Origin of the sequence: Psychromonas sp. KJ10-10 (assembly GCF_047323245.1) — a bacterium.
Classification (GTDB): Bacteria; Pseudomonadota; Gammaproteobacteria; order Enterobacterales; family Psychromonadaceae; genus Psychromonas.
The window spans coordinates 2,444,941-2,461,918 of record NZ_CP178826.1; the positions used below are offsets into that span (position 1 = coordinate 2,444,941).

The 16,978-nt window shown below is 35.5% G+C and carries 16 protein-coding genes and 4 pseudogenes; 7 read left to right on the forward strand and 13 right to left on the reverse strand.

Annotated elements, in window-relative coordinates:
• Positions 1-100: 100 nt before the first annotated feature.
• Both ACLKMH_RS14125 and ACLKMH_RS14130 read right to left on the reverse strand, forming a co-directional pair.
• On the reverse strand, positions 101-1,483 hold the full coding sequence (locus ACLKMH_RS14125; protein WP_413698738.1) for a S1 family peptidase: 1,383 nt from the start codon (positions 1,481-1,483) through the stop codon (positions 101-103).
• 317 nt (positions 1,484-1,800) lie between these two features.
• On the reverse strand, positions 1,801-2,043 hold the full coding sequence (locus tag ACLKMH_RS14130; RefSeq protein ID WP_413698739.1) for a hypothetical protein: 243 nt from the start codon (positions 2,041-2,043) through the stop codon (positions 1,801-1,803).
• Positions 2,044-2,616: 573 nt separating this feature from the next.
• Between ACLKMH_RS14130 and ACLKMH_RS14135 the strand changes: the two genes are divergently transcribed.
• On the forward strand, positions 2,617-4,287 hold the full coding sequence (locus ACLKMH_RS14135; RefSeq protein ID WP_413698740.1) for a hypothetical protein: 1,671 nt from the start codon (positions 2,617-2,619) through the stop codon (positions 4,285-4,287).
• Between the two features lie 61 nt (positions 4,288-4,348).
• Positions 4,349-5,010, forward strand: a pseudogene (gene leuE, locus ACLKMH_RS14140) (leucine efflux protein LeuE).
• Positions 5,011-5,102: 92 nt separating this feature from the next.
• Here the strand turns inward: leuE and arfA are convergent.
• Positions 5,103-5,279 (reverse strand): alternative ribosome rescue factor ArfA, encoded by a 177-nt coding sequence (gene arfA / locus ACLKMH_RS14145; protein ID WP_413698741.1) that lies wholly within the window; start codon positions 5,277-5,279, stop codon positions 5,103-5,105.
• Between the two features lie 210 nt (positions 5,280-5,489).
• Here arfA and ACLKMH_RS14150 point away from each other — a divergent pair, with 210 nt between their 5' ends.
• Complete coding sequence (locus ACLKMH_RS14150) at positions 5,490-5,759, forward strand: hypothetical protein (RefSeq protein WP_413702473.1); 270 nt, start codon at positions 5,490-5,492, stop codon at positions 5,757-5,759.
• The gene (locus ACLKMH_RS14155; protein WP_413698742.1) at positions 5,651-6,007 is read left to right on the forward strand and encodes a cytochrome b/b6 domain-containing protein; all 357 of its coding nucleotides are present in this window, start codon (positions 5,651-5,653) and stop codon (positions 6,005-6,007) included. Before ACLKMH_RS14150 ends, ACLKMH_RS14155 begins: the two co-directional genes overlap by 109 nt.
• Positions 6,008-6,279: 272 nt before the next feature.
• Here ACLKMH_RS14155 and ACLKMH_RS14160 read toward each other — a convergent pair whose 3' ends face one another.
• The 4 genes and pseudogenes from ACLKMH_RS14160 to ACLKMH_RS14175 form a co-directional block, all read right to left on the reverse strand.
• On the reverse strand, positions 6,280-6,747 hold the full coding sequence (locus ACLKMH_RS14160) for a c-type cytochrome (protein WP_413698743.1): 468 nt from the start codon (positions 6,745-6,747) through the stop codon (positions 6,280-6,282).
• Between the two features lie 158 nt (positions 6,748-6,905).
• Positions 6,906-7,853: an NADPH:quinone reductase gene (locus ACLKMH_RS14165; RefSeq protein WP_413698744.1), complete on the reverse strand. Its 948-nt coding sequence runs from the start codon at positions 7,851-7,853 to the stop codon at positions 6,906-6,908.
• A 94-nt stretch (positions 7,854-7,947) separates the two neighbouring features.
• Positions 7,948-8,410: pseudogene (locus ACLKMH_RS14170) on the reverse strand (GAF domain-containing protein).
• A gap of 163 nt (positions 8,411-8,573) precedes the next feature.
• Positions 8,574-9,573: pseudogene (locus ACLKMH_RS14175) on the reverse strand (NADP-dependent oxidoreductase).
• 157 nt (positions 9,574-9,730) lie between these two features.
• On the opposite strand from ACLKMH_RS14175, the pseudogene ACLKMH_RS14180 reads away from it, so the two are divergent.
• Positions 9,731-10,649, forward strand: a pseudogene (locus ACLKMH_RS14180) (LysR family transcriptional regulator).
• Between the two features lie 16 nt (positions 10,650-10,665).
• On the opposite strand, the gene ACLKMH_RS14185 reads toward ACLKMH_RS14180, so the two are convergent.
• The 3 genes from ACLKMH_RS14185 to ACLKMH_RS14195 form a co-directional block, all read right to left on the reverse strand.
• Positions 10,666-10,905 (reverse strand): thioredoxin family protein, encoded by a 240-nt coding sequence (locus ACLKMH_RS14185; protein WP_413698745.1) that lies wholly within the window; start codon positions 10,903-10,905, stop codon positions 10,666-10,668.
• 44 nt (positions 10,906-10,949) lie between these two features.
• On the reverse strand, positions 10,950-11,930 hold the full coding sequence (locus ACLKMH_RS14190) for a permease (protein WP_413698746.1): 981 nt from the start codon (positions 11,928-11,930) through the stop codon (positions 10,950-10,952).
• Positions 11,931-12,099: 169 nt separating this feature from the next.
• On the reverse strand, positions 12,100-12,618 hold the full coding sequence (locus ACLKMH_RS14195) for a sigma-70 family RNA polymerase sigma factor (protein WP_413698747.1): 519 nt from the start codon (positions 12,616-12,618) through the stop codon (positions 12,100-12,102).
• Positions 12,619-12,914: 296 nt separating this feature from the next.
• On the opposite strand from ACLKMH_RS14195, the gene ACLKMH_RS14200 reads away from it, so the two are divergent.
• Positions 12,915-13,970: a glycoside hydrolase family 18 protein gene (locus tag ACLKMH_RS14200; RefSeq protein ID WP_413698748.1), complete on the forward strand. Its 1,056-nt coding sequence runs from the start codon at positions 12,915-12,917 to the stop codon at positions 13,968-13,970.
• A 42-nt stretch (positions 13,971-14,012) separates the two neighbouring features.
• On the opposite strand, the gene ACLKMH_RS14205 is transcribed toward ACLKMH_RS14200, so the two are convergent.
• On the reverse strand, positions 14,013-14,783 hold the full coding sequence (locus ACLKMH_RS14205; RefSeq protein ID WP_413698749.1) for an MATE family efflux transporter: 771 nt from the start codon (positions 14,781-14,783) through the stop codon (positions 14,013-14,015).
• A 26-nt stretch (positions 14,784-14,809) separates the two neighbouring features.
• Positions 14,810-15,355, reverse strand: a complete 546-nt coding sequence (locus tag ACLKMH_RS14210) for an MATE family efflux transporter (protein ID WP_413698750.1) — start codon at positions 15,353-15,355, stop codon at positions 14,810-14,812.
• 275 nt (positions 15,356-15,630) lie between these two features.
• Here ACLKMH_RS14210 and ACLKMH_RS14215 point away from each other — a divergent pair, with 275 nt between their 5' ends.
• Positions 15,631-16,449, forward strand: a complete 819-nt coding sequence (locus ACLKMH_RS14215) for a fumarylacetoacetate hydrolase family protein (protein WP_413698751.1) — start codon at positions 15,631-15,633, stop codon at positions 16,447-16,449.
• Positions 16,450-16,500: 51 nt separating this feature from the next.
• Here the strand turns inward: ACLKMH_RS14215 and ACLKMH_RS14220 are convergent, their stop codons facing one another.
• Complete coding sequence (locus ACLKMH_RS14220; protein WP_413698752.1) at positions 16,501-16,908, reverse strand: AAA family ATPase; 408 nt, start codon at positions 16,906-16,908, stop codon at positions 16,501-16,503.
• Positions 16,909-16,978: the final 70 nt, after the last annotated feature.

A 16,978-nucleotide genomic window follows, 5' to 3' on the forward strand; every position in this document is an offset into this window, starting at 1 on the left:
ATGAAATTAACTATAGTTAATATTACAGATTTTACAAAATCAATTGTCATGTAAATGTCACATATAAGTATTTAATTTTTGATGTGAACATTATATTAGATCACAACATTGTTTTTTGTTTTAAAAGTAATCGTTTAAAACCAGCAAGAGCAATCAATATTAATGTGATAAATCCTAAACTACCTCCACCTGAATCTCCACTAGAAGACACTGTTGCGTTAACCTCTTCGGTTGTACTGCTGACAGAAAATCTTAGCTGATAAGATTGTTCGGATGCATCGAGTGTGGAAGTGGCGTTTGCAGTAACAGCCAGCTGTGCTTCAAATAAAGCATCATTGTCAATACTATTAAGTAAATCAAACTCAATGTAACAAGCAGTATCGGAGGCATAAAGTGTTGTGAAGCTACAATTATCAGATAAAGTGAAGATACTGCTGTAGTCAGAATCAAAGCTTAATTCACCAATACTGATGGCGTCGTCAGTATTAGTATTGCTTCCATAATGATAAACACCAATAAGTCCTGTGCTGGTACCATAAATAGTACCTTCTTCAACAACTTGAACACCATCTATTTGCGCCAAAATCCAACTTCGTAAGTTACTAATATTGGCAAAAACGCCAGGTACATCAGAGCAACTAGAGGCTCCCCAGCTGACGATACCGAGTAATGTAAGTTGACCGTCAACAGAGGAAAATAAGGGGCTTCCGCTATCACCAGAGCAAGCATCAATAGCAGTACCATCAGAATAGCCAGCGCAAAGCATATTGTCAGTGAGTGAACCAGATTCGTTCCAGTAGCAATCGCCATTAGGTACGTAGGGTAAACTTGCTTCCTGTAGCGTTGTTGGGATAATTTCATCATTACTGGCGTCTTCATCTGCTGACATAGAGCCATAACCAATGAGTGTCAGTACTTTACCTGTTGCCATATTATTTAATTGAGTTGAAGTGGCAAGGGCAGGGCCAGGTTGATAATAAGCATCAGTCAATTCAATTAGTGCAATATCATAATCATAATCGGTGTTGCTATCATCATTGTCAGAGGCAACATAACTAGGGTGAATGATAACTTGGTTGACATCGTGAACTGTTGCACCAGATCTTCGTGCAATAGTGGTTGATGAGTAATGAGATGAATCTCCAATCACAAGGCTAAATTGAGATGCATCATAAGCGCTTGCGTTTCCAGAACTATCATCATTTTCATATACACAATGGGCTGCGGTTGCTACCCAATGTGAGCTAATTAAAACACCACCACAGCTATAATTCCCAGATTGATATAGAGCTACCATCCAAGGATATGCTCGTTCGGCATCATCGCCACCAACAATAAAAGTGGTTGCCGTAACTGTTGCAAGGGATTGAAATGAAAACAAAGACATAAATACAAAAACAATCGTTTGTAATTTATTGGTTAGAGAGAACGAGTTTTGTATTTTGTAAAAATGGTTTTTGATAGCGGAGAAAATGTTTTTCATTTTTTACCCTTAAACACACAATATTAAAGAAATAAGATCCTCTTTGAGAATGCGATTAAATGCAATTGTATTAAATATTTGATCTATATTTTAATCAGTAAAACAGATCAGCTAATTATTACAATTGATATAATAGCAGGGTAGATACCTTGATCTCATATATTGATAGAGGAATTATAAATAGAATAGCCTATTTCAAGCATTATTAATTTAAATTCAAAATAATTACTAAAAAACAATATTAATAATGAAATATCCAGTGTGAATGGAAAGGTTATTATAACCTTTCCATATTTATTCACGTTTTCTAATTTACTTTAATGTTGTGGTGGGTTGTCTGGACGAAGAATAAGGGTGCCATTTCTATCTTCACAGGTACCGGTAATGATTTCTCCATCACGACCTTCAAATTCCGCACTATCACCTTCACTTTTATCTTCACAAGCAGTTGTGGCTTCAGGTGGTGGACCTGGATTTCCAGAGGGACCTTGTTGATTAGCAAAAGTGAATTGACTTGTTAATAGCAAAGCGACAGAAGTTAATATTAGATTTCTTTTCATATTGATTTCTCTATTTAGGTGTTAAGGGGATTAATCGTTGGGTAACAAGATACATTTTAAATATGTAAGAAATGCGTAAATAATAAGGAAGTTGATATAAATAGATAGTTTGTTTTTATACTTAAATTTGATGTTTAGTGTCTGTGGAAATTGGCCTAATAATCTATTTTAAAAGTCTTAGATTGCTTTGTTAAATTATTATTATCATAGGAACAGTCGCTTTAAAGTGATTACTTAACAGAGAAAGAAGGGATTAAACTAACCTAATAACTTATAAAAGCAATGCTATTATTTGTATATAGTTTATTTTCCCTTTAAAATTTGAACATAAAAAATTAAACGCCTATTTAAATATTACCACTTTAATTATTAAGAAGATAACACTGAGTTTATACCTTAATAGTAATGCTTGTATCAGTTTCATAATAATTCCAACTTTATTTTAACTTGCAAATAATGGCCATTGAAAATGTTTTTTAATTGTGGCGTTTGTTATGTGATTGCCTGTTAAAATAAACTAAACTTATGTATAATGGTCATTATTTGTAGGTTTTAATGTGTTAAGAGGCTGTTTTGATAAATGACGTATTGAATTGTGTTAAACAACTTAAAGCAATAGATAGATTCATTTTTCTAGGAATGCTTTTTCATAATAAACCCTACATTAATGGTAATAGAAAACAATTAGTCACTGACTATGGTTTTTCCGAAGCTGTGATTGAACGGACCTTAAGTAAATTGGTTGAAGCAGGATTTTTAGAAAAGCAAATTGAACCACAAAAGGCAGGACAGCGAGGTCGCCCCTCTTTTCAATATAAAAATATAATCCTAGGAAAAATTAATAAAGAACTGAATGCCACATTAAATTTGCAGATTATTTTTTCAAATGAAAAGATAAAAAATTTACTTTTAAGTGCGTTTAACGAAGATAAAAATGACGATTTAAAAGCTGATAGTAAGTTATTATTAATCGTTTTATTACATCATGCAGATAAATTTGGTTTTGTTGAGAACTTAGATAATGCAACACTGTTGAAATTAACAGGTATGAAACAACAAGCATTAGAGGGACAAATCCAAAGATTAATCGACTTGGGTTATATTTGCTCTAAAGTGTCAGGCATAAATAATAAGTATTTATTTGGTCGAAAAAGTTCTGTTTTTATTTTAAATATGCAACATATATCCTTTAAAGATTGCTCAGAAGCAAACACTACATTCTTGTATTTTAAACACCCTGATAGTTTGATCTATAAACCCGGTTACCAGTTAAGTGGTAAACAGCGCTTTATTAATTTCTCCGCGCCTGGCACCTTTGAAGCGCAAAAGTTAATTTTATTATCTATTGAGATGGAAACATTAAATAATGATAGGTCTATTTCTGAAGAACAACGTAAGCAAAACTGGGAGTCACGCTCGTTATATTCCGAGGTAATGCAGTTGATTGATTATCAACACTTTAAAGACATTGCACTATTTTTTGTAACAAAATCAAATCCAGAGACTTTTGCTACTTATTTACAGTTTAAATTAAATCAATACGCCTCTAAATTGCTTTCACAGAATGTATATCTGGCTAATACTGATAATAAACTTATTAAACAAGCAATTAGCCATGATATTTTTCATCCTAAGTTGGATATGGCAATTGTTGAGCAGGTCGCTTTTAATGAAAAAATGTTTACAGAGATACATAAAAAATCAGTCGTGGATTTAATTTATGGGCTTTGCTTAATGATTGCTCGTGATATTTCCAAAATAATTACGGCACAAAATTTACCGGAGAGTCTTTGTGATAAGAGTTGTGGAGATTCTGTGGAAGTTCATAAACGACAGTTAATGTTAACGAATTTTAGGATTTTACCTCCTTTAAAGAGAGACTTTAGGTATTTAGCAATCAGTAGTGATTATCCGGTTCGACAAGAAAAATCCTACTTTATTTATGGTGATACCATTGTGAAAAAATATCAACTTGATGATTCATTAGTTGGAGAACAAGTTTTGTTGAAAGTAGAGGAGGATTTTTCTTATAAAACATTTATTTATGGCTCTGATGAAAGCCTTAATTCTGCTAAAAAATTATTGCAGACTATCGAGTCTCGTTTCTTAGAAGCCCGTTCAACATTGCCTGAGGCACAGCTTTTTTGCTTTTCTCTACACCAACACCCAGGCGTCAAATATTCATCCCACGATGGGCAAGGGTGGTTATTGCCACCCAAACACATGAGTGAACTCGCTCAGTAACATATTCACTTTCAGTTAGCTTCTCTTAAGGTTAGTTAACAAATATAGACAGGGTTAGTTTATGGAATCATTTGGTGTCCTTAATTATGTTACTTATTTAATAGGTGCTTTTTTTATTATTTTATTACCGGGCCCTAATTCTTTATATGTTTTAGCACTTTCGGCACATCAAGGCAGTCGTGTTGGCTGGATGGCAGTTCTGGGGGTATTAGTTGGGGATTCAGTTTTAATTTTAGCTACCGCATTAGGAGCTGTTACCATTCTAACCGCTTATCCTGCCATCTTTATGTTTATTAAATATGCTGGTGCAGGTTACCTTATTTATATAGGTTACAATCTCCTTGCTGGTGCAATTAAATCATGGCGCCAGTTGGATCAAGCAAATTTAGATGCCACAGTAGAAGTCAAAAAAACAACAGCGGGTAAAGCTTTTAGAAAAGCGTTACTAGTAAGTTTATTAAATCCCAAAGCTATTTTATTTTTCTTTCTTTTTTTGCTCAGTTTGTTGATCCAAGTTATGCGCAACCCGTGATCCCTTTTCTCATTTTGGCACTAACTATTCAAGCAATGAGTTTGTTATACCTTGCTTTACTTATTTATGCAGGAACTACACTTGCAGAAGCATTTCGAAAACGGAAGAAAGTGAGCGCTATATCAGGAGGAAGTGTTGGAGTTGGTTTTATTGGCTTTGCAGTTAAACTGGCACTTGCAAGCGCCAGTTAATATAGAATGATTGAGTGAAGCAGTGTTATCAAATTCTAGCTAAGGAGCAATCTTTTAAGCTACCATTTGATAACACTCTTTCCCCTTGTGTTTCATTTTACGCTTAAATGAACCTTTGCCTTTTTAGCTTTTTCTACTCGCATAGAAAAAAATTTACTGGTTACTAATGCGCCCAATGCAGAATGGTTAATTGTGCCACGGGCAAGATCCGTTTGTTTTTGTATTTGATTTGGAATTGCTTCCACAGTCATTTTTTTATGTTTTGCCATCTTGTGTAACTCCTTTGTTCACATTTAATTGGAAAGCGTAAATTAGGCTATTTTTAAATAATATACAAAATATATTTTCATTATTTCTCATTTATTTTTAGTAAAACTAAACACAAATAATGTTTACTAAATTAACTATGTTTCATACTATGATTTTCAATAACCCAATAGCAGTATAATCAAGGCCTAATAATCTTAAAGGATATAAACATGAAAAAAACGAGTTTAGTTTGGGATATACCTTTACGCATCTTTCATTGGTTATTTGCAACCACCATCCTCTGTTCATGGTTCACTATAGAGCAAGGCTATATTGATAATCATATGTTGCTGGGATATTTTGCACTTGGTTTAGTTATGTTTAGAGTACTTTGGGGATTTTTCGGTTCGAAACATTCAAAGTTTGTTTCTTTTTCCCAACACCTAAAAGGGTACTTAATTATATTTCTGCCATTAAAAAAGGAAAGTCACCCTATGTAGCTGGGCATAATCCACTCGGCAGTTTGATGGTATTTGTAATGATCATATTAGTCTGTTTACAAGCAGTAAGTGGATTATTTATCGATGATGGTGTGTTTTCAGCAGGGCCTTATCACGATGTATTTGATAAGAGTGTTGAAAATGTTATGAAATTTATCCATCATAACTTTTTTGATTTTATGATAATTGCCATTGTTTTTCATATTTCGGCAATCGCCTTTTATTGGAAAGCTAAAAGCAAAATTTAGTGTTGCCAATGATTACGGGTAAAAAAGACGCCGACACAATCAGAGAAGAGGACAAAATCCCACATTCAAAAATCGTACTCGCCATTCTGTTAGCTATTATGGTTGCGGTATTTCTATATTGGTTGGTAGTAATCAATGCACCCGTTATAGAAGAGTTTTATTATTAATCACTATAAATAATTGTCCATTGAAAAGGCCATCTCACTTTTAAGTCAGATGGCCTTTGTTTTAAGAGCTTATTAATATTTTAGAAGTGAATAATCTAAACAGAATTAATCTCTGAAGTCATCATGACAACCGCCACAGGTTTTACCTACACCACCAATAGCTTTTTTGATTGCACCTTCATCTTTAGACTGTGCGGCTACCATTAAGGCCGAAGAAGCAGAAGTTAAGTTTTCAATGTTAGTTGCAAATTTGTCTTGTTCTGTCCAGATTGAGTTTTTCGCATCGGTTGTCACATTAAAACTAGATGTATCGGTTTTGAAATAGTCACCTAACATCAAAGATAATTGATTTATACGCAAGGCATTTTTTTCGACAACCGTCGCGTCAACAGGGATTTGTCCTTTAGCCATAGCGCCTAATGAACCCATGTTACTACTGATTAAAGAAAAGATTGATTGACGTAATTCAGTTGCTTTTATGGCATGTTTTTCTGATTGTGCAACGTCAGCAAAAACTGATGTCGTACTAATAGAGACAAGACCAACTAACAATACTTTAGATAGAATCTTCATATAAATCCTTATTAATGGTTGTAGTGGTGAGTTTAACCTTTGTTAGACTCTTAGTATGAGTCACTTAAGCTTATAATGCAAAAGTGACTTCGTTAAGTTAAAGTTCACAATATTTAACATTTGCGCAATTAATTAACATTTGAATGTTTAACTTCTGCTTAAACATTAACAACAATATTGCCTGTCGCTCCCGATTCCATTACTGCTTTATGTGCTGAGCTTATTTCATTTAGTTCAAAACATTTTGCAATGATTGGTTTGATAAAACCTTTTTGAGCTCCTTCATATAGCGCCTGATGGATTTCTTTTAACTCCGAAAGGGTCGCTTGGGCTAAAGCCATACCCATAATACAAGCATCCCTAGCCATTAAATCACGTGGATTGATTTCAACATTGCCACGGCTACCAATCACTACTACTCGTCCGCCTTTATTAAGTAAGGGTAAATCATCACCTAAATTTTGATTCGCCAGCATTTCTAAAATAATATCAATAGGGGCTGTTTGTTGTATTTGTTGATAATGCTCAGCTTGATGGTGATTAACCACCATATCGGCGCCTAACTCTTGTAATAGGGCAACACCTTCTTCAGAGCCTGCACTGGCAAAAACTTTACAACCCTTTGCTTTGGCGAGTTGTAGAGTCGCTAAACCAACACCACCACTTGCTCCGTGTATAAACACTGTGTCTGATGCTTGACAATTTGCACGTACAAATAAAGAGCGCCAAGCGGTTGCATAAGGCACACCCAAACAAGCTCCCTGTTCAAAACTAAGTTTATCTGATAGTGGAAAAACCTGATTAGGATTGGCAAGTGCTTGTTCGGCACTGGCTCCTGTTAACGTTCCTGCACAATAAACACGTTGTCCAACCTGAAAACCATCAACATTAGCACCTAACGCGAGGATAACACCGGTCGCATCTTTACCTGGGGTATGCGGGAAAGTGGTTGTATAATTATTAGTACCAGCTGCGATATAGGTATCAACGGGATTAACACCAGCGGCTTTAATTGAAATGAGGATTTGGCCATCTGCTACTGTGAGATCAGGGCATTCATTTAATTGAAATTGTTCACCATAGTCTTGTGCTTGTATTGCTTTCATTCGATTCACCATTAGTGTTATTTTGAAATGAAAGCATACATTAATTTTTAGGGCTATCGATACAAAAAGAGATAAAGCTGTGATCTTGTATTCACTAAAAACCTAATTTATTTTCAATGTTCTCAATTAAATAGCTCAAACCTTGCTCATCGATTTCAGAAAAACGATTTACGATCGGGCTATCGATGTCTAATACCGCGACGGTATTACCGTTAACATTTATTGGTAAAACAATTTCAGATTGACTGGCAGACATCACAGGCAATATGCCCAGGAAATTCATGTACATCTGCAATACGTTGAACACTATTAGTGCTAAAGGCTTTACCACAGACTCCTTTGTTTAAATCTATGCGAACACAGGCGACATTACCCTGAAAGGGACCTAATATCAGTTGATTTTCTTTTAAGATATAAAATCCAACCCAGTTAATATTACCCATATTCATATTCAATAGTGCACTGATATTAGATAAATTAGCGATCAGGTCAGTTTCTGTTTCTATCAAAGACAGCGCCTGTTGAGTCAGTAGTTGATAATCTTTAAATGTTTGCATAACTGATGTTTTACCTTTTCTTTTATTGATTTTAAGCAGAAAGCGTTAACCCTTTTGAGGCTAACGCTTTTATTGTGTCTGTTCGAGCTTCGAGCTTCGAGCTTCGAGCTTCGAGCTTCGAGCTTTCCAGCCTTCAAGCCTTCGAGCCTTTCTGCGTTCGTTTTTATATTTTGACGATCAGCTTACCTTTATTTTCGCCTTTAAAAAATAAATTTAAACCATCGATGGCAGATTCTAAACCTTCCAATACATGAGACCTATGTTTAATTTTACCAGCCATAACGTAAGGTGTTAGTTTTTCAAGTAATGCAGGTACTTCATGAAAATGATCTGGCATCGTAAAGCCTTGAATCGTTAAACGACGTTTAATCACGTTTAACCAGCTTGGGCCAGGTGTCGGAACGGCTTTATCGTAATCAGCAATTAAACCACAAACTACTACGCGACCATGCGCATTCATTCGATCTACAATTAAATTTTGAATCGGGCCTCCGGTATTTTCAAAATACAAATCAATACCATTAGGTGCATAACGCTCAAGTCGCGCATCAAGGTCATCGCTTTTATAGTTAATCGGCTGCATCGAAGCCTAACTCATTAACAATCCAATCTGCCTTTTCGTCACTTCCCACCACACCAATCACATTTAAGCCATCTGCTTTTGCAAGTTGTCCAACAATTGAGCCGACTGAACCCGCGGCACCCGTTACAATAATCGTTTCACCTTTTTTGGGTTTGCCGACATTAAATAACCCCTGTGTTGCTGTTAATCCAGGTAGCGCAAAAACGGATAAAATTTCTTCATCTGGTAGAGGCACTGCAACTTTATTAAGCCCTTGACCGTTACTAACAAAGTATTCCTGCCAACCCATTAGTCCCATGACTCTCTCACCAACTTTAAAATCAGGATGGTTACTTGCTACAATTTCACCAATACCGGAGCTACGCATCACATCACCTAATGCAACTGGTGGAATATAACTGTTAGTATCCGGGCTCATCCAACCAAACATAGCAGGATCAAGTGACATATGGTTTTGTTTTACGAGAAATTCACCCTCGGCTATTACTGGCATTTCTTTTTGTACGATAGAGAATAAATCTGAGGTTATCGGGCCTGTACCTGGACGTTTAATCAAGTTGATTGCTGTGTATGTAGTCATAAATAGTTCCCTTTGAATAATTTAATATTTCTGTCATTTAAAATGGTTGTATTTTTAGGTTGTGCAAGCATTATGTATTGCTTTTAATGTAAGATATAGTGGTTAATTGGCGAATGATTATTGTCAAAAAGGCAATAATAATAAAAAAGAGAGAATGATGGATCAGTTAAAAGCAATCAAATATTTTGTAAAGGTCGTTGAGGTAGGTAGCTTCAGTAAAGTCTGCGACATTATTTTCAGTACCAGCTTCTTCGTTATCGCGTCGTATTGCTGATTTAGAAAGCAATTTAGGTGCGACACTATTAAAACGCTCGACACGCTCTGTAACCTTAACTGAAATTGGCAAAATATATTATCAGCAAGTGAGTGAAGTTTTGGCATTGCTGTCATTGAGTGATGAAACAGTTAAAAACTACCAATCGACCCCCATGGGTATGTTAAATATCAGTTCCATGGTTGGTTTTGGTGAGAAAATATTATTACCACTGTTAGATGAATTTAATCAGCTATACCCAGAGATCACTCTAAATGTCAGTTTAAGTGATGATTTAGCGACTCTAGCACGCGATGAAGTAGATATTGCTGTTCGAGGTGGTTATGCGCCTGACGAGCGTGTTATCGCCGTAAAACTGATGGAAAATAACTTTATTGCCGTGGCGTCACCTCAATATTTGCAGGAAAATGCCGTGGATGAGCATGGAGTGATAGAGGCAATACAATTAAAGCAACATAAAGGGTTGTATTTTAGAGCTCCTACAGGGCGTATACCATGGATTTGTGAAATTAATAACCAACGTCAGGATGTCTCTGCGCCACAGGTTTTATCAACAAATAATGGCAAGTGGCTGGTTGAAAAGGCAATATCTGGAAAGGGTATTTTGATGATGCCTCGCTGGGTACTACAATCTCAGCTTGATTCAGGCGAATTAAAAGAGCTTACTATAGAGCCAAGTCTTGATATCAGTAAACGTAAAGATTTAGGTGTTTTTATGCTATATCAAAAACAGCGCTATCAAGTACCAAAAATAAAAGCCATGGCTGACTTCTTAGTATCAAGAGTGAAGGGCGTTTATTAAACGCCCAGAATATTTTTTAATTGCCAATCAGCAAGCTTTCTACCTTGGCTTTATCAGGAACTGATCCTGAATGTAATAATTCACCATCAATGGAAATAGCCGGTGTGCTTACTACACCTGCTTCCATAATGGCTTGTAAATCAGTTTGTTTAGTTAATGAAACCTCAACATTTAGTCGTTTAGCTGTTTTTTCTATTAAATCTGCTGTAGTAACACAATTTTTACATCCAGATCCAAATACGATAACGTTTTTCATTTTATTTTCCTTTTATTGTTGATAATGATTTATATAAGTTATTTTTAAAAATTAACTGCGTTAAATAACCAGCCCATTAAGCTTAAAGCTAGTAATAGGTAAGCACCGATAAACATTAAAAGACGTGAATTCATTACCTGCTTGAGCATCATAAATTCAGGTAGACTCACTGCCACAGCACTCATACAAAATGCTAATGTTGTCCCTAAGGGAATACCTTTTAATAACAAGCTTTCAAGAATAGGTACAATAGCGGTGGCATTGATGTACATAGGAATTGCTAAAAGCGTTGCTACAGGCACCGACCACCATTGTTTAGCTCCTAAATGTTCGCTAAACCATTCCGCTGGAATCGCACCATGAATAAGGGCACCAATGCCCACACCAATAACGACCCATTTCCATATGCGAGTAAATATTTCTAACATTTCATTTTTAGCAAATTGATGACGTTCCATTAAAGTCATGGTTTTTTCGGTGTTTTTAATTTCAGGTAAGTCATCTGTTTGTTTATATTTTTCAGCTAAAAATGCCACCAACCAACGCTCACCTTTTATAAAATCAACTAGAAAGCCTGCTGTCATACCAAGTGTTAAACCAATGGCAATATACATAAGGGTAAATTTGAGGCCTAATAAAGAACCTAACATCACTACAACCACTTCATTAATTAATGGTGAAGTAAGCAGAAATGCAATGGTGACACCAAGTGGAATACGTGCTGAAATAAACCCCATAAAAAGAGGAATGGAGCTACAGGAACAAAAAGGGGTGACAGAACCAAAAAATGATCCTAAAAAGTAACCGGTAAAACGATTTTTACCCTGCAAGTAATAACGTACCTTTTCAGGATCAAGGGTTGCTCTTACAATGGCAATTAAATAAATCAGTAGGATCAGTAATACTAAAATCTTACTGGTATCTTCTATAAAAAAGTGAATTGAGTTGGCTAGTCGTGTGTCTTGGGTAAGTCCAAATACGGAAAATGTCAGCCAATCAGCTAAGTAGGTGAAAATCTCAAACATTTTCTTTCTCCTTATAAATGTGTTGTTTTACTATTAACACGTATGAGGAGCAGAAAAGATGCAGATTATTTTAAATTATTTTAATATTTGTAAATTGAGCTACGAGCATCCGGTTTTACAGCCTTACAGCCTTACAGCTTTATAGCATTCCAGCCTTATAGCCTTAACGTTAGCGAGGCGTAAAACAACAGACCTTATTTTCTGAGAATTGTACGTTACAGGAGGTGACCATTTGTTGGCGTAACTTTTTGCGTGCACGTTGTATTCTGGATTTAGTAGCAGGTAAAGACAAATGATGTTTCTGAGCGTATTCCTGTTGTGACAATCCAAACATATCACATTGTTCAATGATATTTTTATCCTCTTCATCTAATTCAGAAATCACTCGTATTAAGCATTGTTGTAGGTTAACAAGAGGGGTTTCAATATTTTCATCTTCAAATTCGTTATAAACCTCACCTATTTCTAATTTGGTTTTTCTAAAATCATCAATAAGCGTATTTTTGGCGACTTTAAATAACCAGCTTTTAGCGTCATCTAATTCACAAAAACGTTCTTTATTCTTCATGGCTTTAATAAACAAATCCTGCAAAAGGTCCTGAGTCAGATCTTTATCTGCTGTTTGTTTGAGCAACCAGTTTTTTACTAATTGCTCATTTTCATTCCAAGCGGTCATTAAACAATGCACAAGGGTTTCCTTATTGGTAACAATTACCCGATTATAATCTCCCTTAAATTGATGTGAATAGTTTACAAGAAATAAATATCAAACAGGTCTGTGAGATAACTTTCTTATTTTTTGCTTATTGTTTGCATTTTCTGTTGATATTCTCCCAAGAGTCTTTAGATTAACTCTTGTTCTGTTAAATGATTTAAACGACAAAACTAAACCAGTATAAACACCTTTATGCTTTCAACTTGTTTCTATTAGAAATACTTCTTTTAACATTTAATTGATATAACAAATAATTAATGGAGGCTTCATTGCCTAACTTAACTTTTTTCAAACATAAATTAATAGCCCTGTGTTTAATTAGTGTATTTACCCTCACGGCCTGTGAAAGCGAAGGGCTATTTGGAGCCCTTATTGATGATAATTGGATAGAGGATGATGTTGTCTGTGATGATGATACTACTTCGGTTAGCTTCAAAAAGGTGGCTTATTGGGATGGTGACGACATGGATAACATGGATGAGGCTGATTATGACCAACTCACTCACCTTATTTATGGCTATATTCAAGTGAATTCCGATGGCAGTCTTGTTGAATTAGATGGCGATGAAGAGGACGATTTTGAAGATATGGTGGCAGTTGCACAGGGAGAAGGTGTAGAAGTACTTATTTCTATTGGTGGTGATACTGGTGATACTAATCTAAATACAATTGCCAATTCTTCTTCATTAAGAAATACCTTTACCGATAATGTACTGGATTTTATTGAAGATTATGATTTAGATGGCGTTGATTTAAACTGGCAAACACCTACCGATGATGATGAAGGTGAACTGTTTGAAGAGTTAGTTGAAGATCTTTCCGATGAAATGTGGGATGAAGGTTATATATTCACCATCTCAGTAATTTCTGGTGTCGGTGATGATGAAGACTATGGTGATGTCATTGATAGTACGGTTTTTGATTATGTCGATTTTGTTAATGTCAGAGCCTTTGATACTGAAAATAGCGATGATCTTCATTCATCTGAGCAAGATGCGATTGATGCAATTGATTACTGGACGGGCCGTTGTGTTATTCAAAACAAACTCGTATTGGGTATTCCATTATATTCAGCCGGTGATGCAGTAAGAAGTTACGATTATATCGTTGAAGACGATACTGATTATGCCTGTGTTGATGAAAGTGAAGGGCGCGATTACAACGGTATTCCAACGGTGATTAGCAAAACAGAATATGCTATGGATTATGCTGGTGGGGTAATGTTGCAATCATTAGATCAGGATTCCTACGAAAATCCTCTTTATTCATTACTAGATGCTGTTAATGAAACCGCTGATGGCTATGATGTCAGTATCTGTGATTAACTTTCAAAGACAAACCGCTAGAAATATCTAGCGGTTTAACTATTATAATTTGGCATAACTATCTAATTTTCTAAACAGAGTTTTTCTAAAGGGGTAAGATTTTAATATCTCATCAAAGAAAATCACACCAAACACGACCACTAAAGGTGCATCTAAATAGATTAAAAAGGCACATAGTGGCAAAGAAATAACCCACATCGTAATAATATTAATGCGCACAATTAAATAGCTCTCTCCCATTGCACGTACCATATTGCCACAGAACATATTATTAGTTCTAAATAGCGGAATAAAGATATAAGCAGGTGTCATGATAGCTAAAGCAGTTAAGGTTTCTGCTGATAAATTGGTGTAGATGTAAGGTATCGCTTGGCTAAAAGCATAGAAAGCAAATACCATCAGAATTGACATCAAGGTTGCAATCAATCTTGATTGTAATACAAAGGGTGGAATCGCTTTATAATCGCCTTTACCGATGAACTGGCTAACAAATATAGTACTCGACTGTGCCCACGAGTTAACAAACATTGAAGCGATTTTAATCCAAGGTAATATTAAAGTAATAGCCGCGTAGGATTGTACTGGTAACTGTGCAAATAATACCTGAAATAGCATTTGCCCAGTTAATAAAACAATAAAGTTTGCCACAATGGGCACAACTTCATCGAGATGTGTTTTGATTGAAGCCTGGCTAACGACACTAAAGCCAGCGACAAAACCGTTAATTTTTTCTTCATTAAATCGCCAGAATAAATATATGAAGCGAACTGCAATAGCAATGACACTTCCCCAAGGCGCACCTGCTAATCCCATTTCAGGTGCGCCCCATAAACCATAAATTAAGGCGCGCTACAAATCACATTAATTGGTATTTCAACTAAAAAACCATAAAGTGGGATACGTGATTTTTTACTGGCATTAAAATACACCACAATCACCTGTGAAAGGGATGAGAAAGCTAACAAACAAAGAGAGATATTTACGTAACTAATCGCCTGTATTGCCACTGCTTCAGTGTGAGTAATAAGGTCAATAATCTTTTCAATAGCAAAAAATAGAAAAATCAATGCAAGCAAAGAAAAGCTTAGGTTGATCACCCAGCCTGAAGCCATTTCTAAGCCAACTTTATTGATATTGCCTGCACCAATGGCACGAGATAATACTAATTGAGTTCCGTTTGCGATGGCAAATTGAATGCCAATAATAAAAGCAATTATTGCTCCGGCAATACCAAAAGCGACAACTGAAATATCACCAAGAGAGGCGACTAATAACAAATCAATAATGGTGACCGATTGTATTAATATTGCGTTAAAGGCCATTGGCCAAGCTGTTGCAGTAATTTCAGATAGGGTTTGTTTGGATAAGTTTTTAAATAATTGCATGATGTTCCGAGAAAAATAATAAAACCAAAGAAATAAGCCTATTTTTGAAAGGTTTGAGTGTTTATAGTTGTTTTAAGCAAAATGTATAACTTCATCTTGTTTAATAACCACTATATTATATTAAAAGAAATGCTGTTTCACTATTTTTGAATGAGATTGATTGCTAATTGATAGGCGAACTACATTTTTATGCAAATGATCTAAAGTTAGCCCAATTACGTAACTAATTTCTCCGAAATTCACTAACTGGGCATTAAATGCTCTAAGGTAAAGTAATGAAAAGGTCACTGAATGTATTAATTTTTTTGATGACAATGTTTCTACCTGTAATAGCACAAGGCGCAACACAATATTTTGCTCGCTTTGAGCATCAAGACAAAATCAGATATGGGCAAATACTGGGTAATAGTATTCAGCCTTTAGTTGAAGCACCTTATTCGCAGGTAACACCTGATGGTGAGCCATTGCCATTATCCGAAGTTAAATTGTTGTTACCAACACAACCAGAAAAGGTGTTTGCTGTTGGTATGAATTTCGCGAGTCATTTATCTTCACCTTCTAATCAGCCTCCACCATTATTCTTAAAGTTACCAAGTTCATTGATTGCTTCACAGGAAGTGATCCAGTTACCTGCAGATGCTCGAAATGTACATTTTGAAGGAGAGCTTGTATTGGTAATAGGTAAAACGGTTAAAAATATTAGCGAAGCTGAAGCATCCTCTGCTATTTTTGCTGTCACTGTTGGTAACGATTTAACAGAGCGAAGTTGGCAAGGTGCCGACTTACAATGGATGCGCTCAAAAGCGGCTGATGGTTTTGGGCCGATAGGCTCTATCATTGCAACAGATGTCGATTATAACAATGTATTACTCACTACAAAACTTAATGGCAAAGTGGTGCGACAAGAAAATACAAAGTTTATGATCCATAAACCAGCTAAGGTAGTGAGTTATCTGAGTCAATATTTCACACTTAAACCCGGTGATCTTATCTATATGGGAACTCCTGGGCGTACACAGGCACTTGCAAATGGTGATCAGGTTTCTGTGAATATTGAAGGGGTTGATACGGTCATTAATCAAATTGCTAGATAATGATTATTAAAACAGGAGATTAAAAAGGGGGGATATTCCCCCTTTTGGGGTTTATTTAAAGCGGATCAGTACATCTACTTTAGTTGACATTGAGGCATTAAGTGTTTGTTTCTTTTGTGTTGATAGAATAACTATACCGTTATGTTTAGCGATATTTTTAAATAAGTTATTTAGATCAAAACCAATATCACGCTCGTGTGAGGTTTTTAATGCGGTTTTTTTATCAAACAATAAATCAGATTTTTCAAAAAGCAAAATATCACGACTTTGACGAGCTTCTGTAAATAGGCTCGATACATTTTCCGGTGACGATTTATCTTCTATTGCAGAGGTGTTTTTTAAGTCACTCTCAGAAAAATCAGCAATATCTTCAGCGGCAGTCACTAATTCGCCACTATTTCCACCATTTAGGGTGATAAGAAAACGTGTCTTGTGTTTGGCAACTTGAGAGCATATCACTTAAAAATCGGTGATAACTTTTACTTTGGTAATCAACTACTAACATTTATATTCCTGTTTAACTGTCTTT

Coding starts and splice junctions, on each gene's coding strand:
- ACLKMH_RS14125 (WP_413698738.1), bottom strand. CDS start 1,483: ATGAAAAACATTTTCTCCGCTATCAAAAACCATTTTTACAAAATACAA.
- ACLKMH_RS14130 (WP_413698739.1), bottom strand. CDS start 2,043: ATGAAAAGAAATCTAATATTAACTTCTGTCGCTTTGCTATTAACAAGT.
- arfA (WP_413698741.1), bottom strand. CDS start 5,279: ATGGCAAAACATAAAAAAATGACTGTGGAAGCAATTCCAAATCAAATA.
- ACLKMH_RS14150 (WP_413702473.1), top strand. CDS start 5,490: ATGAAAAAAACGAGTTTAGTTTGGGATATACCTTTACGCATCTTTCAT.
- ACLKMH_RS14160 (WP_413698743.1), bottom strand. CDS start 6,747: ATGAAGATTCTATCTAAAGTATTGTTAGTTGGTCTTGTCTCTATTAGT.
- ACLKMH_RS14165 (WP_413698744.1), bottom strand. CDS start 7,853: ATGAAAGCAATACAAGCACAAGACTATGGTGAACAATTTCAATTAAAT.
- ACLKMH_RS14185 (WP_413698745.1), bottom strand. CDS start 10,905: ATGAAAAACGTTATCGTATTTGGATCTGGATGTAAAAATTGTGTTACT.
- ACLKMH_RS14190 (WP_413698746.1), bottom strand. CDS start 11,930: ATGTTTGAGATTTTCACCTACTTAGCTGATTGGCTGACATTTTCCGTA.
- ACLKMH_RS14205 (WP_413698749.1), bottom strand. CDS start 14,783: ATGGGATTAGCAGGTGCGCCTTGGGGAAGTGTCATTGCTATTGCAGTT.
- ACLKMH_RS14210 (WP_413698750.1), bottom strand. CDS start 15,355: ATGCAATTATTTAAAAACTTATCCAAACAAACCCTATCTGAAATTACT.
- ACLKMH_RS14215 (WP_413698751.1), top strand. CDS start 15,631: ATGAAAAGGTCACTGAATGTATTAATTTTTTTGATGACAATGTTTCTA.